Genomic DNA, 17,856 nt, shown 5'->3' with positions numbered 1-17,856 from the left:
GCCTCTCAGTCCCCCTGCTCCGCCGCGATCGCCTGGCCAACCGACAGCAATGTCCGATGCGAGAGGGTCACGCGGTGGCAGCGGTCGATGCGACTCCAGGCGTTCAGCCTCTGGGCGTTCCGCGCATTGGCGATGAAACGCGCGGGCAAGCCGAAGTCCGCGCGGAGCAGCGGCGACGGATCACCGTCCGGCCGGGTGCCAAACTCGATTCGGGCGCGGGGCAGCGGCCGTTCGACACTGATCGTCAGGTAGACCACTGACTGATCGATCAGGGCCTGGACATGCGTTGCCATCCTGGCCGCGAACTCGGCCGTCACGTCCGGTTTTTTGCCGCGCGGCGCGCGGCGGATTGCCTCGGCGCCGGCGCGCAAAAGGTCGCGATCGACGAACTCCCCCGAATAGGCCATGAGGAGCGTATAGAGGTCGCCGCTGGCCGCCATATCGACGAGCGCGCTCAAGACCCCGCCGAACTGCACGCCCTTCCGCGTGGCGAACAGCAACTCCTTCGGAGCGTCGTGGTCGGGCGCGCCGCGCGTCCTCAGTCTTCCGCGAGGTTGCCGGGTAGCAGTGACCTCGAGATTGGCGAAGGTCGAAACCGCACTTGCCACGTCGGCGACTTGATCCGAGGCGCAGGCCGCGATGATCATGTTGGCGACGTGCCGGGGTTCCTGCCGGGCTCCGCCGCGCCCGCGCCCCCCGCTCGCCACCAGCCGCGCCTGCCGCAGATTGCGCGCGATCAGCTGCATCGTCTCCGGCCGCTCACCATACAACAGCGCGATAAGGTTGGCGAGGTGACTGAGCGTCAGCATCGATCAATCGGACCTGAAATTTCTTTTGATACGGGAATTATATCGGTATTAAAGACCGATTCATAGGCAAAAAATACTGGAGGCGACCGCCTTGTGCGCCGCCTCCAGGTACGATCGGATTGCGCGTCGTGCTAGGCCGCGCGTTTGCCGCGCTTACCGGTGGTTTTCGTGCGCGCCGTGCGCTTCTTCTGTGTGCCCTTTCCATTGCCGCGCGCATTGACATTGGCGGCCTTGGCGGTGCCCCGGAGGCTGGCACGCAGGGCCTCGGTGATATCCACGACGTTGCTTTCGCGCTCCGGCTCCTCGGCGTAGACGACCTTCTTGCCCTTCTGCTTCGCGGTGACCAGCTTCTGCAGGGCTTCCTGATAGCGGTCCTCGAACATGTCGAGATCGAACTTGCTGGTCAGACGCTCGATCAGCGTCTCCGCCATCTGCAGGTTTTCTTTGTTGACCTTCACGTCGTCGATATCGTCAAAAGCTTCCTCCGGCTTGCGGATCTCGTCCGGGTCCCGCAGCGTCGTCAGCATCATGCCCTTACCGCGCGGCTGGATCATGACCGGCCGCTCGCGCCGGCCGATCACCGCGTGGCCGAGCGCCGCCACTTTCCTCGTCTTCAGCGCGTCGCGGATGGTTGCGAAGATGTCGACCGTGCTCTTGGCTCCCTTGCCGCGCGCGTCCGGCTCGATGAGATAGGGCTTCTCCCAGAACAGCCAATCGATGTCCGCGATCGGCACCACGCGCTCGATATCGATCACGTCGGAGCTTTCGATCTTCAGCTTGTCGAGCTCTTCCTGTTCGACGGTGACGTATTTACCCTTCTCGAACTCGTAGCCCATCACGGTCTGCTCGCGATCAACCACGTCCTGGGTCTCGGAATCGATCATCTGCATGCGCAGCCGGTTGCCGGTTTCGCGGTTCAGCTTGTGAAACCGGATCTTGTCGCGCTCGGTAGTCGCGGGTGTCAGGTTGATCGGGCAGGTCACTAGGGCCAGCCGAAGCTGACCGCGCCAAAACGGGCGAGCCATCTTAAAGCCTCTGACTAATTGCTTGACTTTACGGGAAACACGGTATCGCGCGCGGCGTTCCGAGTCGAGCCGGCCGCCGAACCTCAGTACGCCAAGTCTTGTGTGCCGGCCCGCAAGAGCCACTAGAGCCGTACGAATTTCCGGCTGCGGGCGCCAAATCCATTCCGTATAAAGATTCCATAGAGATTTTGCGCGTGCGCGCGGGATGACGCTCGGGGGCGGATGGACGGGGCATATCTCGGTATTTTCATCGATACGCTCGTCATCCTGACGGCGGCCGTGATCGGGGCATCGCTTGCCGAGCGGCTGAAATTCGGGGCCATCATCGGCTATCTGGCGGCGGGCCTGATCATCGGTCCCGCCTTTCTTAATCTCATCCGAGATGTGCAGGCGCCGCAGGCCTTGGCGGAGCTCGGTATCGTCTTCCTGCTCTTCACGGTGGGGCTCGAGCTGCCGATGGAGCGGCTGCGACAATTGCCGCGCGGCATGTTCGTGCTGGGCGCGGCGCAGGTGCTTGCAACGACCGTGCTGCTGTCCGGCATCTGCCTGCTGCTGGGGCTGGACTTTCCCGCCTCCATCGCGATCGGTTCGGCTTTGTCGTTGTCCTCTACGGCCATCGTCCTGCGTCTGCTGTCGGAGCGGCGGGAACTGCATTCCCGGTTCGGGCGCGGTGCGCTCGGCATCCTGATGACCCAGGATCTCGCCGTCGGGCCGCTGCTGGTGCTGATCCCCGCGTTGCGCGGCATGCCGCTGGAGATGGCAGGGGCGGCCGGCCTCAGCGTGCTCAAGGCCGCGGCGGTCACGATGCTCATTCTCGGCATCGGGCGCATCGCGTTGCGTCCGTTGATGAATGCCATCGCGGCCACCCACAGTCCCGAGATCTTCGCGGCCCTCACGCTGCTGATCGTCCTGACCGCGGCAGGCGTCACGCACACCGCTGGCCTGTCGATGGCGTTCGGCGCCTTGCTGGCCGGCATGCTGCTCGCCGACACCGCCTATCGCCACCAGGTCGCTGCCGAGATTCAGCCGTTCCGCGGCCTGCTGCTCGGCCTCTTTTTCATGACGGTTGGCATGCTGCTCGATACCGAGCTGCTGCCGCGCCATGGGCTCGAGATCCTGCTGCTGCTGGCCGGGCTGCTGCTCCTCAAGGGCGTAGTGATCTTCCTGCTCTGCTGGCGGCTCTTCATGGCGCTTGCGGGCTCCGTGCGCCTCGGGTTGCTGCTGGCACAGGGCGGCGAGTTCGCCTTCGTGCTGTTCGCGCTCGCGGGCCGGGAACAGGTGCTCTCTCCCCTGCTGCAGCAGGAGCTGACCATCGTCGTGGTGCTGTCCATGATGCTGACGCCGTTGCTGGCGGTGGCAGGGGAACGCCTGGCGCCGCGCATCGCCCGCCGCACCGAGGTCTCCGACGATGCGTTGCCGCGCGTTCCGCAGGGCATCGAGAACCACGTGATCATCGCCGGCTTTGGGCGGATCGGCGCCGCGGTGGCGGATCGCATGAGCAAGGCCGGTATTCCCTGGGTTGCGACCGACACCGACCCCAACAACGTCAATCGCGCGCGCCGCGCCGGCCTGCCTGTCTATTACGGCGATGCGGCGCGGGTCGAGGTGATGGAAGCCCTCGGCCTTGCCGAGGCGAAAGCGATGGTGATCGCGATCAACGACGCCGAGATCGCCATCCAGCTAGTCGCGCTGGTCCACTACGTGCTGCCGGAGACGCTCATCCTGAGCCGCGCGTTCGATGAGGAACATGCCAAGGAACTGCGGAAGGCCGGCGCCGCTCTCACTGTGCCGGAGCCGAGCTCGATCGGCGACACGATGGCGGATTCCCTGCTGGCAGCGCTGGTTCCCGCGGCGCAGGCTGAGCAAACGCCACCGCTGGCGCGCCGGCCGGAATCGCCCTAGACTTCCGCCATGCTATTGGAAATCTTCTCCGACACGGTCTGTCCCTGGTGCTACATCGGCAAGCGCCGGCTGGAGCGCGCCCTGCATCTGCGTCCGCAGCCCGGCCTCGTCCGCCGGTGGCGAGCGTTCCAGCTCAATCCCGGTCTGCCCACCTCTGGCATGGACCGGCGGCAATACATGATCGCCAAGTTCGGCAGCCTGGAGCGCGCCCAGCGCCTCTATGAGGCGGTGTCGCGCGTCGGCGCGCAGGAAGGGATCAAGTTCGATTTCGACCGGATCACGCGCACGCCCAACACCGTGCGCTCGCACCGCCTGCTCTACGCCGCCGCCGAAGAGGACAAGCAGCCGGAACTGCTGGAGCTCATCTTCAAGTCCTATTTCACCGAAGGGCGCGACATCGGCGATCCCGATGTCCTGACCGAGCTCGGCGGCGAAGCCGGACTTTCCGATGCGGCCATCGCCGACGCGCTGGTGGAAGGCGGCCGGCTGGACTCCGCGATGACCGAGGATCTGCAGTCGCGGCGGATCGGCATCAACGGCGTGCCGTTCTTCGTGTTCAACGGTCGGTTCGGCCTGTCCGGCGCGCAGGAGCCGGAGGCATTGCTCAACATGATCGACCTTGCTCGCGAGGAAGACGCCCAGAAGGGCGTGGCGTGATGCTGTAATGAGCGCGGCAATGGGAGGCGAGAAGCCGGCGCGCCGTTTTCAGCCGTTCCGTCGAATTCGCAAAGCGGCGATAGGTTGGCGCCACCGCATAGGTTTTCGCCTGGAAGTCTTGCGGCGGATGCCGGCAGATCGTGGCTACATGATTTGCGCAACCTCCAGGAGCGGCAGCAGCTATCTCTGCCAGCTTCTCGCTAGCACCCGCATGCTCGGCACTCCGCGCGAATACTTCAATACTGGAGGCCAGCGCAGACGTACCGATCCCAATTATCCGGCCGACCCACAGCGGCAGCTCGATATCATCAGAACCGTGGGCGCCACGCGCAACGGTATCTATGGCGTGAAGGTCATTGGCCCCCAATTGGGGCGTATTGGCGGGGCGATCGATCCCTTTCGTGATCTTCCCAAGCTGTCCGTGATCCGCTTCCGGCGGGGCGACCTGCTGGGGCAGGCCATCTCCCTCGCACGCGCCCGGCAGACCAAGCAATTCCTCTCCATCGATCCGCAAAGGATGGAACCTGTCTACAGCGTTGACTTCATACGTCACTGCATGCAGTCCGTGCGCGAGCAGGAATCGATCTGGGATGCGGTCATGATGCGGCTGGGTGTCCAGCCGCTTACCATCACCTATGAAGAGGTCTTGAAAGATCCGCAGCGCGTGGTCGACCAGATCGCATCCTTGATGGGGTTGTCTTCGCCCGCAGCGATCGAACAGCCATTCATAACGCTTGGCGTTCAACGCGACGCCCGCAGCGTCGAATGGCGCGAGCGGTTTCTGGCAGAAACAGGCGACGAGTTCCGCAGCCTCTGCCGGCTCCGCTGACACAGACGCATCAGAGGTGTGAATGCAACCACGGACAGAAGTAATCCGCATCAAGGTTACCAGGTCTGACGGTTCGATATTGTTGTCCAACAACGCCCAGTCGATTCAGGTTTGGACGGATAGCCGCCATAGCGCAAACGAAGTACGGAACGACTTCGCGGCCTGGTTCTTTCTGCCAATAGCGATGAGGACCGGGAAAGACCTGCATGTAGAAGGAGAAGGGGCGGAAGAGACGGCGAAAAATGCCCGACGCCTGTCGGAAATCTGGGAGTCATGGCTGCCCCACCACTTCAGCTCGGTGAATATATCGTTCGACACGCACTCGCCCAGTCGCCCCAGGAAAAGCGAGAAGAGCCTTTGCTTCTATTCCGGTGGAATCGACAGCACCCATGCGCTGCTGACACGGCATCGCGCAGGGCAAAGGCAGAGTCTCCTGACAGTGCACGGACTGGAGTACAAGCTGGAGGACGAAAGCAAATTTCAGGCCTTCAAGAGCAAGGTATCCCCGTTTTCCAGCCTTGTGGGAACCGAACACATATTTGTCAGGACAGACGCCTACGCCACGTACAACAAGTGCAGGGTCAATCTGCCGGCCGCTCATTTCAGCCATATCTTTGCTCTTGCAGGCTCAGCTTTCTTATACACTGAGAATTACGGCGATATCTTCATTGCGGCGGACTATCGTCGCGATCAGCAATTCATCACGCACCCGTGGGGATCGAACTCCGCCACGAACGTCTACTTTGACGATGGCTGCACCCGGCTAGTCACACTCGACGATCACCTTACTCGAACCGAGAAGATGCCCTTGATCCTGTCCTCGAAGGAAGCATTGGCCTCGGTCACGTTCTGCACCAACAATCGGTCACGCCCCAACAATTGCGGGAGATGCCAGAAATGCACGAGAACCAAGTTGATGTTCTTCGTGGCGTCCGGAACCGTACCCGAAATCTTCGCCGATCCATCCATTCCGTCGGATTGGTACAGCAGATTTGATCTTCATAAGAGCTACCAGCGAGCATTCCTGCTGGACATAGTGACTTCCGCTAAGCGGAACTCCCTATTCGCGCACTTGCCAAGCGCAGACATCGTCTACGCAATGTTGAAGAAACCAAATTCCGCCAGCACCAGGAACGATGATGTGCGAAGAGGCTTTCTTGATACCTTGAGCCACCTAATGAAGAGAGTACGGTAGGTCTTTCGGCTCGCTTATACGCAGTACTGATGATCAGGCTGCCATCGTCGAGAGATTCTGCATGAGCTTCTTGACGCCGCTCATGCGGGCCTTGGTGTCGGCCCAGTCCTGGCGATAGACCAGGCGATGATCGGTACGAAGCGTCACGATATTCTGCCGCTTGGTGATGAACTCGACGAGCTTTTCCGGGCGTGCGAAGCGGTTGTCCTTGAAGGCTATCACCGCGCCCTTCGGCCCGATTTCCAGCCGTTCAACGCCGGACGACCGGCAGAGCTGTTTCAGCGCCACGACCTGCAGCAGATTCTCCGCTTCCACCGGCAGCGGCCCGAACCGGTCGATCAGCTCCGCCGCGAACGCATCGATCTCCTGCTCGGTGGTCAGATCCGCGAGCCGGCGGTACAGGCCGAGGCGCACATTGAGGTCCTGCACGTAGCTCTCGGGGATGAGCACCGCCATGCCGATATTGATCTGCGGCGTCCAGTCCTGTGCTGCCACCTTCTCCGTTCCGCGCGCCTCGCGCACCGCCTCTTCCAGCAGATGCTGGTAGAGTTCGACGCCCACCTCACGCACATGTCCGGATTGCTCGTCGCCCAGCAGGTTGCCGGCGCCGCGGATGTCAAGATCGTGGCTGGCCAGCGTGAAGCCCGCGCCCAACTGGTCCAGGGTCTGCATGACCTCGAGGCGGCGTTGTGCGGTCTCGGTCAGCGCCTTGCCCGGCGGGGTCGTCAGATAGGCGTAGCCGCGCAGCTTCGAACGCCCGATGCGCCCGCGCAGCTGATAGAGCTGCGCCAGGCCGAACATGTCGGCGCGGTGGATGATCATGGTGTTGGCGGTCGGGATGTCGAGGCCGGACTCGATGATGTTGGTCGCCAGCAGCAATTCGTAGCTGCCGTCGTAGAAGGCGTTCATCGCCTTCTCGAGCTGGGTCGCCGGCATGCGGCCGTGGGCCATCACGAACTTGATCTCCGGCACCAGGCTCCGGAGGCGCGCCGCCACCGTGTCGAGATCCTCGATGCGCGGGCAGACATAGAAGATCTGCCCACCGCGGAAATGTTCGCGCATGATGGCCTCGCGCACGATCACCGGATCGTATGGCAGCACGAAAGTACGCACAGCCAGCCGGTCGATCGGCGGAGTGGTGATGAGGCTCATTTCCCGGATATTGGAGAGAGCCAGCTGCAACGTGCGGGGGATCGGCGTCGCGGTGAGCGTCAGCACGTGGACGTCGCCGCGCATGTCCTTGAGACGCTCCTTCTGCACAACGCCGAAGTGCTGCTCCTCGTCCACGATCAGCAGGCCGAGCCGGGCGAATTCGATGCCTTTCGCGAGCAAAGCGTGGGTACCGATGACGATGTCGACCCGACCCGCTTTGAGCATTTCCTTTGTCTCCGCCATCTCCTTCGACGTGACCAGGCGGGACATCTGACGGATCGTCACCGGAAAACCTTGGAGGCGCTCGGCGAAGGTCTTGAAATGCTGCCGGCATAGCAGGGTCGTCGGCGTAACGACGGCGACCTGCTTGCCGGACATCGCAGCCACGAACGCTGCGCGCAAAGCCACCTCGGTCTTGCCAAAGCCGACATCGCCGCACACCAGCCGGTCCATCGGTCTGCCGTTGGCAAGATCGGCGATCACCTCTGCGATCGCGCGCTGCTGGTCCTCGGTCTCGGCATAGGGAAAGCGCGCGCAGAACTCGTCGAACATGCCTTCGGCGGGCTGTAGCACATCCGCCGACTTGATCTGGCGTAGGGCGGCTGTCTTCATGAGTTGTTCGGCGATGTCGCGGATGCGCTGTTTGACCCGCGCCTTGCGCGCCTGCCAGGCGGCGCCGCCGAGCTTGTCGAGCGCGACGATCGCCTCTTCGCCGCCATAGCGGCTCAGCACGTCGATGTTCTCGACCGGCACGAACAGCTTGTCGCCACCGTCGTAGATGACGCGCAGGCAATCATGCGGTGCGCCGCCGACGTCGAGTGCGACCAGCCCTTCGTAGCGCCCGATGCCGTGGTCGACATGCACGACGTAGTCGCCGGCATGGAAGTTGGCGAGCTCCGTCAGGAACGCGTCGACTTTCTTCTTCTTTGCAACCGTGCGGATCAGACGATCGCCCAATATGTCCTGTTCGGTCAGGACCGTGACGCCGTCCGCAATGAAGCCGTTCGACAGCGACAGAACGGCACGGCCGAGCGTGGCGGCAGGAAGCGTGAGCACGTCGTCCCACTTCTCCACCGTTTCCTGCCGGCTCACGCCGTTCTCGGCAAGCAGGTGACCGATGCGTTCCAGGGCGCCGGTGGACGCGGCCGCCAGCAGGACGCGCCGGCCCTGTTGCTGCTCGTTGCGGGTGAAACCGGCGACCGCGTGGTAGAGGTTCACATCCGGATTGGCGCGCGCCTCCGCAAAGTTCTTGCCGAAGCGGCCGAAACCGTTCAGCCAACCGCCTTCATCCGGCGCCTGGAACGGATGCAGTGCAAAGGTGACGCGCTTCTCGGTGAATTCGCGCCAGGCGTTCTCGCCAATATAGAGCCGGCTCACAGGCAGCGGGCGATAGACCGGCGCCCCGCTTTCGCGCTCGGTGGCCTGCAGGTCGCGCCGCGCCTGGAAGAAATCCTGGATCATCTCCAGGCGCGCCTTGATCGCCTCATCCATCTGATGGTCGAGCGTGACAATGGCGCGCGGCAGGTAGGATTCGAACGGCACCAGCTCCGTCCCGAACAAGGGCAGCCAGTGCTCCATGCCCGGATATTGCCGCCCGGCGCTGATCGCCTCGTAGAGCGGATCGTCGGCGCCGGACGTGCCGAACTCGCTGCGATAATTGGTGCGGAAATGCTCGATTGCTTGCGGTGCCAGCTGCAGTTCGTTGATCGGCTTCAACGCGAAGTCATCGATCTTGCCCAGGCTGCGCTGAGACAAGGGATCGAACAGGCGCAGATCCTCGATCTCGTCGCCGAAGAAATCGACGCGGATCGGCATGTTGGTGCCGGGCGGGAACAGGTCGACGATGCCGCCACGCACCGCGAACTCGCCCGGCTCGCCCACGGTGCCGGTGCGCGCATAGCCCTTGCCGACCAGGTAGTCGACCAGTTCACCCTGATCGAGCCGGCCACCGCGGGTCAGCTGCCGCGCGGCAGTCTTGAATTCCGCCGGTGCCGGCACCCGCTGCAGGATGGCGGCCACGGTCGTGACGACCACCAGCCCGGCGCGCGCTCTGTCGTCCATCGCCCCCAGGCGGGTCAGGGCATCGATGCGGCGCGCCAGGATGTCGCGGTGAGGCGACGCACGGTCGTAGGGCAGGCAGTCCCAGGCCGGAAACGAGATGACGGTCAGGTCCGGGGCCATGAAGCCCAGCATCTCGACCGTGCGCGACATGCGCAGATCGTCCTGCGCGACATGCAGCACGCCGCCGGGCGCAATGCCGGCGAGGCGCGCAATCAGCAGCGCATCGGCGCCGTCTGGCGCACCGCCGACCTGATGCCGGCCCAGTGCTGGAATGACGAAGGGAAGATCGCTCACGATGAAATACTGCTATGGAACTCCGTCAGCGCCGCGACGATCGGGCGCAATTCGCCTTCAGGGCATTCTCCGCGGCCGCAGACCCAGTCGTATATATCCGGGTCGGCCTCTTCCAGCAACGCGGCATAGGCCCGCAAAGCGCGGCCGTCAAATGCGTCCAGGCGCTGGTCCGCAAACCGCCCGAGCAGCAGATCCATTTCCCGCGTCCCGCGATGCCAGGAGCGGAATCTCAGGCGCTTGCGCTCGATGTTTAGCTGATCCGGCAAGTCATGCACACCCGGTCGCTAGGCTCCCCAAGCCAGCACAAAAGTCAAAAACCCCCAACCCAACCACATAGTCCCCGTCAAGAAATAGCCGACAATTCGAACAATTCGCCGCCTATGTATCATAAGCGGAACGCACGAAATCACGAGGGCGGACCCAATGAGGTAAGAGACGACTGAGGCCAAATCCAGTGACCAATCGCGAACAGCATCGAAGGGCAGGGCCAACGGTCCGAGCGCGATCCAGGCGATTGAATAGGGCCACCCGCCAGGCGGCAACGGTATTCCCTCCAGTATGAAACCGGCGACCACGGCCAGGAGAGAAGCCATGGCATAGGCGCCCACGATATGGCGAACAGTCACGACATGCCCTCATCCGCCGCCCTTCCCCGCCACGGCGCGGCGCGCTAGCTTGGCCGCCCCAGCTCATCGCCAAAGCCCGAGTCCGAGACGGTGCGACCCAACATCCTCAATCCTTTGTTCGCGCCAATAACCGTTTTGCCGGGCATCGGTCAACGGCTGGCGAAACTGGCGGAAAAGCTGGCCGGGCCGCTGGTGGTTGATCTGATCGGCCATCTGCCCAGCGGGCTGATCGACCGGCGGCATCAGCCGCATCTCTCGACCGCGGAAGGCGGCATTGCCACCATCGTCGTTCGGGTTGAGCGCCATATGAAGTCGCACAACCCACGCCAGCCCTACAAGGTGCGCTGCTCGGATTCGACCGGCTTCATCGATCTCGTCTTCTTCAATGCGCGCGAGGATTATCTGTTGCGCGCGCTGCCGCTCGGCCAGATGCGGGCGGTCAGCGGCCGCATCGATCGCTTCGGCGGCGAGCTCAACATGGTCCATCCCGACCACATCGTGCCGGCGGATGAGCTCGCCAAGATCCAGATCATGGAGCCGGTCTATCCGCTGACCGCCGGCCTCGCACCCAAGATCTTGCGCAAGGCGATCGAGGCGGCGCTCGAACGCGTGCCCAAAGTGCCCGAGTGGATCGGCGCGGCCGTCGTTAAGCAGCGGCAATGGACCGGCTGGCGCGAGTCCTTGCTGGCAGCACAGCATCCGCAGAGCGAGGGCGATCTCTCCGCGTTGTCTCCGGCGCGGATGCGGCTTGCCTATGACGAGTTGCTGAGCAACCAGCTCGCGCTCGCCTTGGTGCGTTTGCGCAACAAGCGCAAGGCAGGCCGGCCGAACAAGGGCAACGGCGCGCTGCGCCGGCGCGTCGTTGGCGCCCTGCCCTACAAGCTCACTCACTCGCAGGAGCAGGCCGTGTCGGAGATCATCGCCGATATGGCGGAGTCGACCCGCATGCTGCGCCTGCTACAGGGCGATGTCGGCAGCGGCAAGACGGTGGTTGCGCTGCTGGCGATGGCGAATGCGGTAGAAGCCGGCGGCCAGGCGGCCTTGCTTGCGCCGACCGACATCCTGGCACGCCAGCACTTCGCGACCCTGGAGCCCTTGTGCAAACAGGTCGGCCTGGAGATCGCGCTGCTGACCGGTCGCGACAAGGGCAAGGCACGCGACGCGACCTTGGCGCACCTCGCCTCCGGCGACCTGAAGCTGATCGTGGGCACCCACGCCTTGATGCAGGAGGACGTCGCCTTTTCCGATCTGCGCCTAGCCATCGTGGACGAGCAGCACCGCTTCGGCGTCGAGCAGCGGATGGCGCTCGCGGACAAGGGCGCCGGGGTCGACCTGCTGGTCATGACCGCGACGCCCATCCCGCGCACCCTGATGATGACGGCCTATGGCGACATAGACGTGTCCCGTCTCACGGAAAAGCCGGCCGGACGGCAGCCGATCGACACCCGCACGGTTCCTTTGGAACGTCTTCACGAGGTTGCCGATGCCCTGAAACGCGCCATCGTCCAGGGCGCGCGGATCTATTGGGTCTGTCCCCTGGTGGATGAGTCCGAGGTCATCGACCTCGCTGCCGCCACCGAACGCCATCGCATGCTCCGCCAGATGTTCGGCGAGCGCGTGGGTCTGGTACACGGCAAGCAGAAATCCGCGGAGCGCGATGCCACCATGGCCGCGTTTGCGGCCGGCGACCTCGACATCCTGGTGGCGACTACGGTGATCGAGGTCGGCGTCAATGTGCCGGAGGCGACGGTGATGGTGGTGGAGCACGCCGAGCGCTTCGGCCTCGCCCAGCTGCATCAGTTGCGCGGCCGTGTGGGGCGCGGCCTCGCCAAGTCCAGCTGCGTTCTGCTCTATCAGGCGCCGCTCGGCGAAACCGCGAAGGCGCGTTTGCAGATTCTGCGTGAGACTGAAGACGGATTTCGCATCGCGGAGGAAGACCTGCGGCTGCGCGGCGGCGGCGAATTGCTTGGCACGCGCCAGAGCGGCATACCGGAATTCCACTACGCCGACCTGGCGGTCCACGGCGATCTGCTGGCCATGGCGCGCGATGATGCGCGGCTGCTTGTGGAGCGTGATCCGCTCCTGAAGTCCGAACGCGGCGAGGCGTTGCGAATGCTGCTCTATCTCTTCCGCCAGGATTCGGCGATCAAGACCTTGACGTCTGGCTGACGGGCTCCTTGGGAGGCAGTGCCGGCGCACTGGTGGGCGGCGTCACGATACCGCCGGAGACCACTAGCTTCAGTCCGTCCTCGATCGGCATCTGGAGTCGAATGATATCCTTCTCGGGCACGAATAGCAGGAAGCCGGAGGTCGGGTTCGGCGTTGTCGGCACGAAGACGTTGATCGTCTCCTCTGCTGTCCTTTCCTGCACCTCGCCTTTGGTCCTGCCGGTAATGAAGCCAAGTGTCCAGATGCCTCTGCGCGGATATTCGATCAGCACGCATTCGCGGAATGCTGCCGACTTGTTGGCCAGCACCGTTTCCATGATCTGCTTGATCGCGCCGTAGAGCGAGCGGATTACCGGCAACCGGTTGAGGATGCCTTCGAGCAGGAGATTGACGGCACGACCGAGAATGCCTGCCGTCAGCGCGCCGATCAACGTGAGGCCGATGATCGCCAACAACAATCCGATGCCGGGTATCGAGAACCGCAGATAGGTCTCGGGATGGTATTGCGGCGGCAGAAGACTGAATACCCGCTCATCAACAAACGTAATGAAGAGCCAAGCGAGGTAAATGGTAAGGCTCACTGGCGCCGTGATCAGAACGCCCGCAAAGAAATAGGCGCGCAGTCTGGCGCCGAGACTCATCTGGAATGCCCGCGGTTTCTTTTCGGTCATTGTCTGCTGCCCTTCTTTCCCCCTCTATTCAAGGGGGCTGTCTGTTCGTGCGCAAGTGCCTATACTCGCACCGGGACGGCAAGGCTTTTATCAATGGCGGAACGCGAGTGGATCCAGGGGCAGATCTGCTTCCTGGAGCGGCATGAGATCACCTCCGAGCTCATTGCCGGGCTGGAAGATCAGTGGAACGGCCTGCGTGGCGACCGTCCCATGCCGCGGCGCGACGAGATCGACCCGGTCGAGCTGGTGCCGTGGCTGCCCTATCTCTCGATCGTCGAGCTGCACTATGAGCCATTCCGCGTGCGGTATCGGATCGTGGGAACGGAGGTCGCTCGCATCGTCGGGGAGGACTTCTCCCGTCGCTGGCTTGAGGAGACCGGATGGGGCGAAGCGTCGGTCGCGCTCAATCGCCTGCTCTATGAGCGCGTGGCCGAAAGTCGCGCGCCGTCATTCGGTCTTTCCGTCATCGAGTGGCAAGGCCAGGCGGATCACGTCTTCCAGTGGGCGCTGTTTCCCGTGGGCACCGGCGAGATGGTCACCCATTGCCTCAGCCTCGATGATCTCAGCGTGATCTCGCCGCGCAGCTGGCTGCTGCCGTTGGGTTAGCTGACAGCCCGCTCAGTACACTGCGCCTGCTCGTTCCGATCTGAGGCGCGCCAGCGTATCGTTCACGGACAGCTGCGTCTCGTCGTTGGGGTCGTACTTCTCGAGCAGCTGCACCTTCAGCGTGATGACCGACTGGGCATGCGCGCGGCGCACCGAGTCATAATAGAAAGGATCGTCGTAGAACCAACCCGGCCCACGCCAATAGTACGGATGTCCCCAATGGGGACCCCAGTACGGCCTGTACGGCGCGATGCGCTGCACATATTGCCGCGTCACCTCCACATCCGTGTCGCGCGTCTCGTTCTCGATCCTCATGGCGGCGTAGCCGCGTTCATCAGCGATCTGCGCGGCGCGCCACAACGCGAGGTCATGAATCTTCGCCTGATCCGCTTTCACGCGTGGATCGTCGCTGCCCTTGCTGGACGAGACCCGAATGTCGGGCCCGGTATAAGTGACCTCGATCCGATCCGGCCCCAGGTCGCGCGCGCTGTATCCGAACTCACCGATCTGGCCGAGCGGCACCATTGCCGGCTTCGGCGGGGGTGGCGTCGTGCACGCGGCCACCAGTACAGCCGAAATGACAGCCGCGAAGAGCTTCACCGTCGATACACTGTTCGTGTGAGTTCTGTACATGACCATGCCACCGGTCTGCGCCCCACACAAGAAGGTGGGATGGCGCGATCACCCGCGCAAGTCACAAGTCCGCGCTCAGCGCCAGACAGAATCGGGGTTTGCCAGCACCTGCGGGCTCAGGGCCAGGCAATAGGCCTTGTGCTCCCACAGCGCCTTGCAGGCCCTGCCGGCCGTTTGCTGGTCCAGGCCGACCAGCATGGCGCTATACCGAGCGGTCCCTTCATAGGCCTTCTGCACGATTGCCGGTCGACCGCCCTTCGCGAGAGGCCCCAAGGAATCGCGCGCGCTCTTCAGCACCTGCTCGGCCTTGTCCCGCTCGGGATAGGCGCCGAATACGACGCCCCAGCCGCTGAGCCGCGCGGCCGAGGTAATGGTGCCGGCTTGCTCTCCTGCCAGTTGCGCGGCGCTGCACGAGCCGCCCGAGAGAATGGTAGGAGCAGGTCCGGTATCGGCGATGGTGATGACGTTGCCGAGCTGGGCCAGGGTCATGCCGGCCTTCTTTCCTGCTGCGAAGGCGCCATTCAGCAACCCGGTCATGTCGTGGACGCGTTGCCCGCGATTGGGACTGCCCAGGACGACGCCGATCAGCCGCCGCCCATCGCGTGTCGCCGAGGCAACGAGGTTGTAGCCGGACCCGCACGTGAAGCCGGTCTTGAATCCGTCCGCGCCGCTGTAGCTGCTCAGGATCGAATTGACGGTTCCGCGGCTGCGCTTGCCGATGGTGACGGCGCGCTGGTTGAACAGCGGATAGTGCTTCGGATAGTCGCGCAGCAGCCCGGTCGCCAGCACGGCGAGATCGCGCGCCGTCGTCACCTGCCCGTCATGTGGCAACCCTGAGGCGTTGCGAAACACGGTGCGGGCCATGCCCAGGGAACGCGCCATCGCGGTCATGCGCACGGCGAAAGCTTCCTCGCTCCCCGACACTTTTTCCGCCAGCGCGACCGCCGCGTCGTTCGCCGAGGCGACGATGGCGGCGTTGATCGCCTCGCGCACGGTGATGACCTGTCCGGCCTTGAGGCCGAACTTCACGGGGCTCTGGCCGGCGGCGTAGGACGAAACCTTGATCTTGTCGTCGAAGCTGAGCCGCCCCGCCTCGATCTCTGAGAGCGCGACATAGACCGTCATCATCTTGGTGAGAGAGGCGGGATACCACAGATGATTGGGTGCGTCGGCCGAAATGACCTGGCCGGTCTCGACGTCCACCACCAGGCTCGCCGCTTGCGCGGTCCCGTTTCCGGCCAGAATCAGGCCAGCGAGAACCACGACAAAGGCAAACACCGCGTGCGGCCCTCTGCACACGAGCGCTTTGACCATTTCTTCCCCGACGCCAGAATGCCTGATACAAACAGGCTTAAATTTGGCCGGCATCTTAGCATCAAGGGGCGAAAGGTGAAGCAGTTTGCTCGCACCACTGTGATACTTCTCACAATTATCACAATTGGCTTGGGCCTGACCCTAAGCGCACCTGCGAGATCGGATTACCAAGCGGGCGTAGAGGCTTATTCCAAAGGGGATTTCAAGACAGCGTTGGCCGAATGGTTGCCCTTGGCCGAGGAAGGCGACGCGGTGGCCCAGAACAGCGTCGGCGCGCTCTACGACCACGGGCTGGGCGTGGACGAGGACGACGGCATCGCGGTCTACTGGTACCAGCAGGCGGCGGACCAGAACCTGCCCCTCGCCATGCGCAATCTTGCCGCCAAGTATGCCAGCGGCCAGGGCGTGCCGTACGACGAGGCGATGGCCAACTCCTGGTACGAGAAGGCCGCCAAGATGGGCGACCCGGTGGCGATCAAGCGGATGGCCACATCGGCGCCCTCCAGTGAGTTTGCCGCCGCCACAACGGAACCGATCGCGGTCGCGCAAGACGACCAGGAACCCGCCCCCGCACCGTCGCCGCAGCCCATGAGCGTGGCCGGGGACCACGAACCCACCGAGCCCGCACCAGTGGCACCGGTTGCGCCGGAGCCGTCTGCCAAGGCGCCGGCCATGGCTGCCGCGGATGCCGACAGCAACGAGGCGCCGCAATATGGCGATACCGGCACGCAGGTGGCGCCAGCACCGGCAAAGACCCAGCAAGCCGCCGTCACAGCGCCGCCCGCCCCCGCCGCGGGCAACTGGTTGATCGGGATGTGGCAGGGCCCGTCGCTCGGCTGCCCGCCCGACGGCGGATTGGAGTTCACGGTGGACGAGACGCATTCCTACTATGCCGGTCAGATTGCCGTGCAGCTGAAGGCCAAATACAAGATCGCCGGCGATCGTATCGAGGTGACCACTACGGGCGTCGATGGCGTCGGTCATGCCTACGAGTACGAGCGCAAGGGAGCCGACAAGTTCGTCATCGCGGCGGTACCACCCGACATGCCGAGTTCCATGGTCGGTGTCGAGCATCGCCGCTGCGGCCCTGCGCCTGTAGCGGCCGCGACTGCGCCTGCGCCGACGCCGGCACCCGCCGCAGAGCCGAAGGCCGCCGCGCCTGCCCCGGCTGCGAAGCCCTTTGCCCCGGCCCCAGAGGGGCAAGCTGAGGTGCAGCCCGCACCGAAGGCCGCGCCGGTGAAGCCGGTGGCCGAAGCGGCTCAGCCGGAGCCGATCGCAGGCGCCCAGCAGGCAGTCGCTGTGCCGCAAGCAGCAAAATCAGTATCCGCCCAGGAAGGCTGGGACGCTTTCGGCCGCGGCGACTATGACGGCGCGCTGGCGGTCTGGCGCCCGCTTGCCGAGGGCGGGGATGTGACCATGCAGCTCCTCGTCGGCTCCATCTACGATTACGGCCAGGGCGTGCCGCAAGACGATGCCGAAGCTGTCAAATGGTATGAGCGCGCGGCCGCGCAAGGCTCAGCCAAGGGCCAGTATCAGGCCGGGGCCGTCTATGCCCGCAGCCCGCAGGTTAAGGACCCGGTGCAGGGCTACAAATGGCTGACCATCGCCGCACGCACGCTCCGCGACGGCCCGAAGGACGGCATCACCGCGGACCAGGCGTTGACCCTGCGCGCCTTGATCGAGCGTGAGATGAGCGAAGCCGACATCGCCAAGGCAAAACAGGAAGCGGACGCGTTCAAGCCGACGAAGGGATAGGCAGTCACCTCGCTGCATAGGTCGTCATGGTGCCCTTGGCGCGACCATCCATATGTGGACGGCCCTTTGCCTGCAAGGTTGATTGGATGGTTGAGCAGGTCCGATCGCTTGCGTCCATATGTCCGGCCTGTTGGTGCGATCGTGACTGATCGCGGGCCA

Annotated in this window: 14 protein-coding genes; 7 read left to right on the top strand and 7 right to left on the bottom strand. The window is 64.0% G+C overall.

Annotated elements, in window-relative coordinates:
- Positions 1-5: 5 nt before the first annotated feature.
- Together DTX69_RS19825 and ku are read right to left on the bottom strand one after the other, a co-directional pair.
- The gene (locus DTX69_RS19825; RefSeq protein WP_119303298.1) at positions 6-809 is read right to left on the bottom strand and encodes a hypothetical protein; all 804 of its coding nucleotides are present in this window, start codon (positions 807-809) and stop codon (positions 6-8) included.
- A 131-nt stretch (positions 810-940) separates the two neighbouring features.
- A complete protein-coding gene (gene ku / locus DTX69_RS19820) occupies positions 941-1,834 on the bottom strand; it encodes a non-homologous end joining protein Ku (protein WP_119303297.1) in 894 nt (297 codons plus the stop codon).
- A gap of 222 nt (positions 1,835-2,056) precedes the next feature.
- Here ku and DTX69_RS19815 point away from each other — a divergent pair, with 222 nt between their 5' ends.
- The 4 genes from DTX69_RS19815 to DTX69_RS19800 are packed head-to-tail and all read left to right on the top strand — an operon-like array spanning position 2,057 to position 6,417.
- A complete protein-coding gene (locus DTX69_RS19815; RefSeq protein ID WP_119303296.1) occupies positions 2,057-3,736 on the top strand; it encodes a cation:proton antiporter domain-containing protein in 1,680 nt (559 codons plus the stop codon).
- 9 nt (positions 3,737-3,745) lie between these two features.
- The gene (locus tag DTX69_RS19810; RefSeq protein ID WP_119303295.1) at positions 3,746-4,393 is read left to right on the top strand and encodes a DsbA family oxidoreductase; all 648 of its coding nucleotides are present in this window, start codon (positions 3,746-3,748) and stop codon (positions 4,391-4,393) included.
- Positions 4,394-4,400: 7 nt separating this feature from the next.
- On the top strand, positions 4,401-5,222 hold the full coding sequence (locus DTX69_RS19805; protein WP_119303294.1) for a Stf0 family sulfotransferase: 822 nt from the start codon (positions 4,401-4,403) through the stop codon (positions 5,220-5,222).
- Positions 5,223-5,244: 22 nt separating this feature from the next.
- On the top strand, positions 5,245-6,417 hold the full coding sequence (locus DTX69_RS19800) for a hypothetical protein (protein WP_162917377.1): 1,173 nt from the start codon (positions 5,245-5,247) through the stop codon (positions 6,415-6,417).
- 33 nt (positions 6,418-6,450) lie between these two features.
- Here DTX69_RS19800 and mfd read toward each other — a convergent pair whose 3' ends face one another.
- Both mfd and DTX69_RS19790 read right to left on the bottom strand, forming a co-directional pair.
- Complete coding sequence (gene mfd / locus DTX69_RS19795) at positions 6,451-9,924, bottom strand: transcription-repair coupling factor (RefSeq protein WP_284735936.1); 3,474 nt, start codon at positions 9,922-9,924, stop codon at positions 6,451-6,453.
- On the bottom strand, positions 9,921-10,199 hold the full coding sequence (locus DTX69_RS19790) for an FAD assembly factor SdhE (RefSeq protein ID WP_119303292.1): 279 nt from the start codon (positions 10,197-10,199) through the stop codon (positions 9,921-9,923). Before DTX69_RS19790 ends, mfd begins: the two co-directional genes overlap by 4 nt.
- Positions 10,200-10,640: 441 nt before the next feature.
- On the opposite strand from DTX69_RS19790, the gene recG reads away from it, so the two are divergent.
- A complete protein-coding gene (gene recG / locus DTX69_RS19780) occupies positions 10,641-12,719 on the top strand; it encodes an ATP-dependent DNA helicase RecG (RefSeq protein WP_119303290.1) in 2,079 nt (692 codons plus the stop codon).
- Here recG and DTX69_RS19775 read toward each other — a convergent pair.
- Positions 12,697-13,389, bottom strand: coding sequence for a DUF502 domain-containing protein (locus tag DTX69_RS19775; protein ID WP_119303289.1), 693 nt, complete (start codon positions 13,387-13,389; stop codon positions 12,697-12,699). The two genes, recG and DTX69_RS19775, sit on opposite strands and share 23 nt — an antisense overlap.
- A gap of 93 nt (positions 13,390-13,482) precedes the next feature.
- On the opposite strand from DTX69_RS19775, the gene DTX69_RS19770 reads away from it, so the two are divergent.
- Entirely contained in the window at positions 13,483-13,995 is a 513-nt protein-coding gene (locus DTX69_RS19770; protein WP_119303288.1) for a PAS domain-containing protein, read from the top strand.
- A gap of 12 nt (positions 13,996-14,007) precedes the next feature.
- Here DTX69_RS19770 and DTX69_RS19765 read toward each other — a convergent pair whose 3' ends face one another.
- Positions 14,008-14,628, bottom strand: coding sequence for a CC0125/CC1285 family lipoprotein (locus tag DTX69_RS19765; RefSeq protein WP_162917376.1), 621 nt, complete (start codon positions 14,626-14,628; stop codon positions 14,008-14,010).
- A 75-nt stretch (positions 14,629-14,703) separates the two neighbouring features.
- The gene (locus DTX69_RS19760; protein ID WP_162917375.1) at positions 14,704-15,942 is read right to left on the bottom strand and encodes a D-alanyl-D-alanine carboxypeptidase family protein; all 1,239 of its coding nucleotides are present in this window, start codon (positions 15,940-15,942) and stop codon (positions 14,704-14,706) included.
- A 213-nt stretch (positions 15,943-16,155) separates the two neighbouring features.
- On the opposite strand from DTX69_RS19760, the gene DTX69_RS19755 reads away from it, so the two are divergent.
- Entirely contained in the window at positions 16,156-17,697 is a 1,542-nt protein-coding gene (locus DTX69_RS19755) for a tetratricopeptide repeat protein (RefSeq protein WP_162917374.1), read from the top strand.
- The last annotated feature ends 159 nt before the right edge of the window (positions 17,698-17,856 follow it).

The sequence above is a fragment of the Dongia deserti genome, from assembly GCF_003574735.1.
Taxonomy (GTDB): Bacteria; Pseudomonadota; Alphaproteobacteria; order Dongiales; family Dongiaceae; genus Dongia_A; species Dongia_A deserti.
Note: the sequence above shows the minus strand (reverse complement) of the source record. Positions and strands in the feature narration are given on the sequence as shown.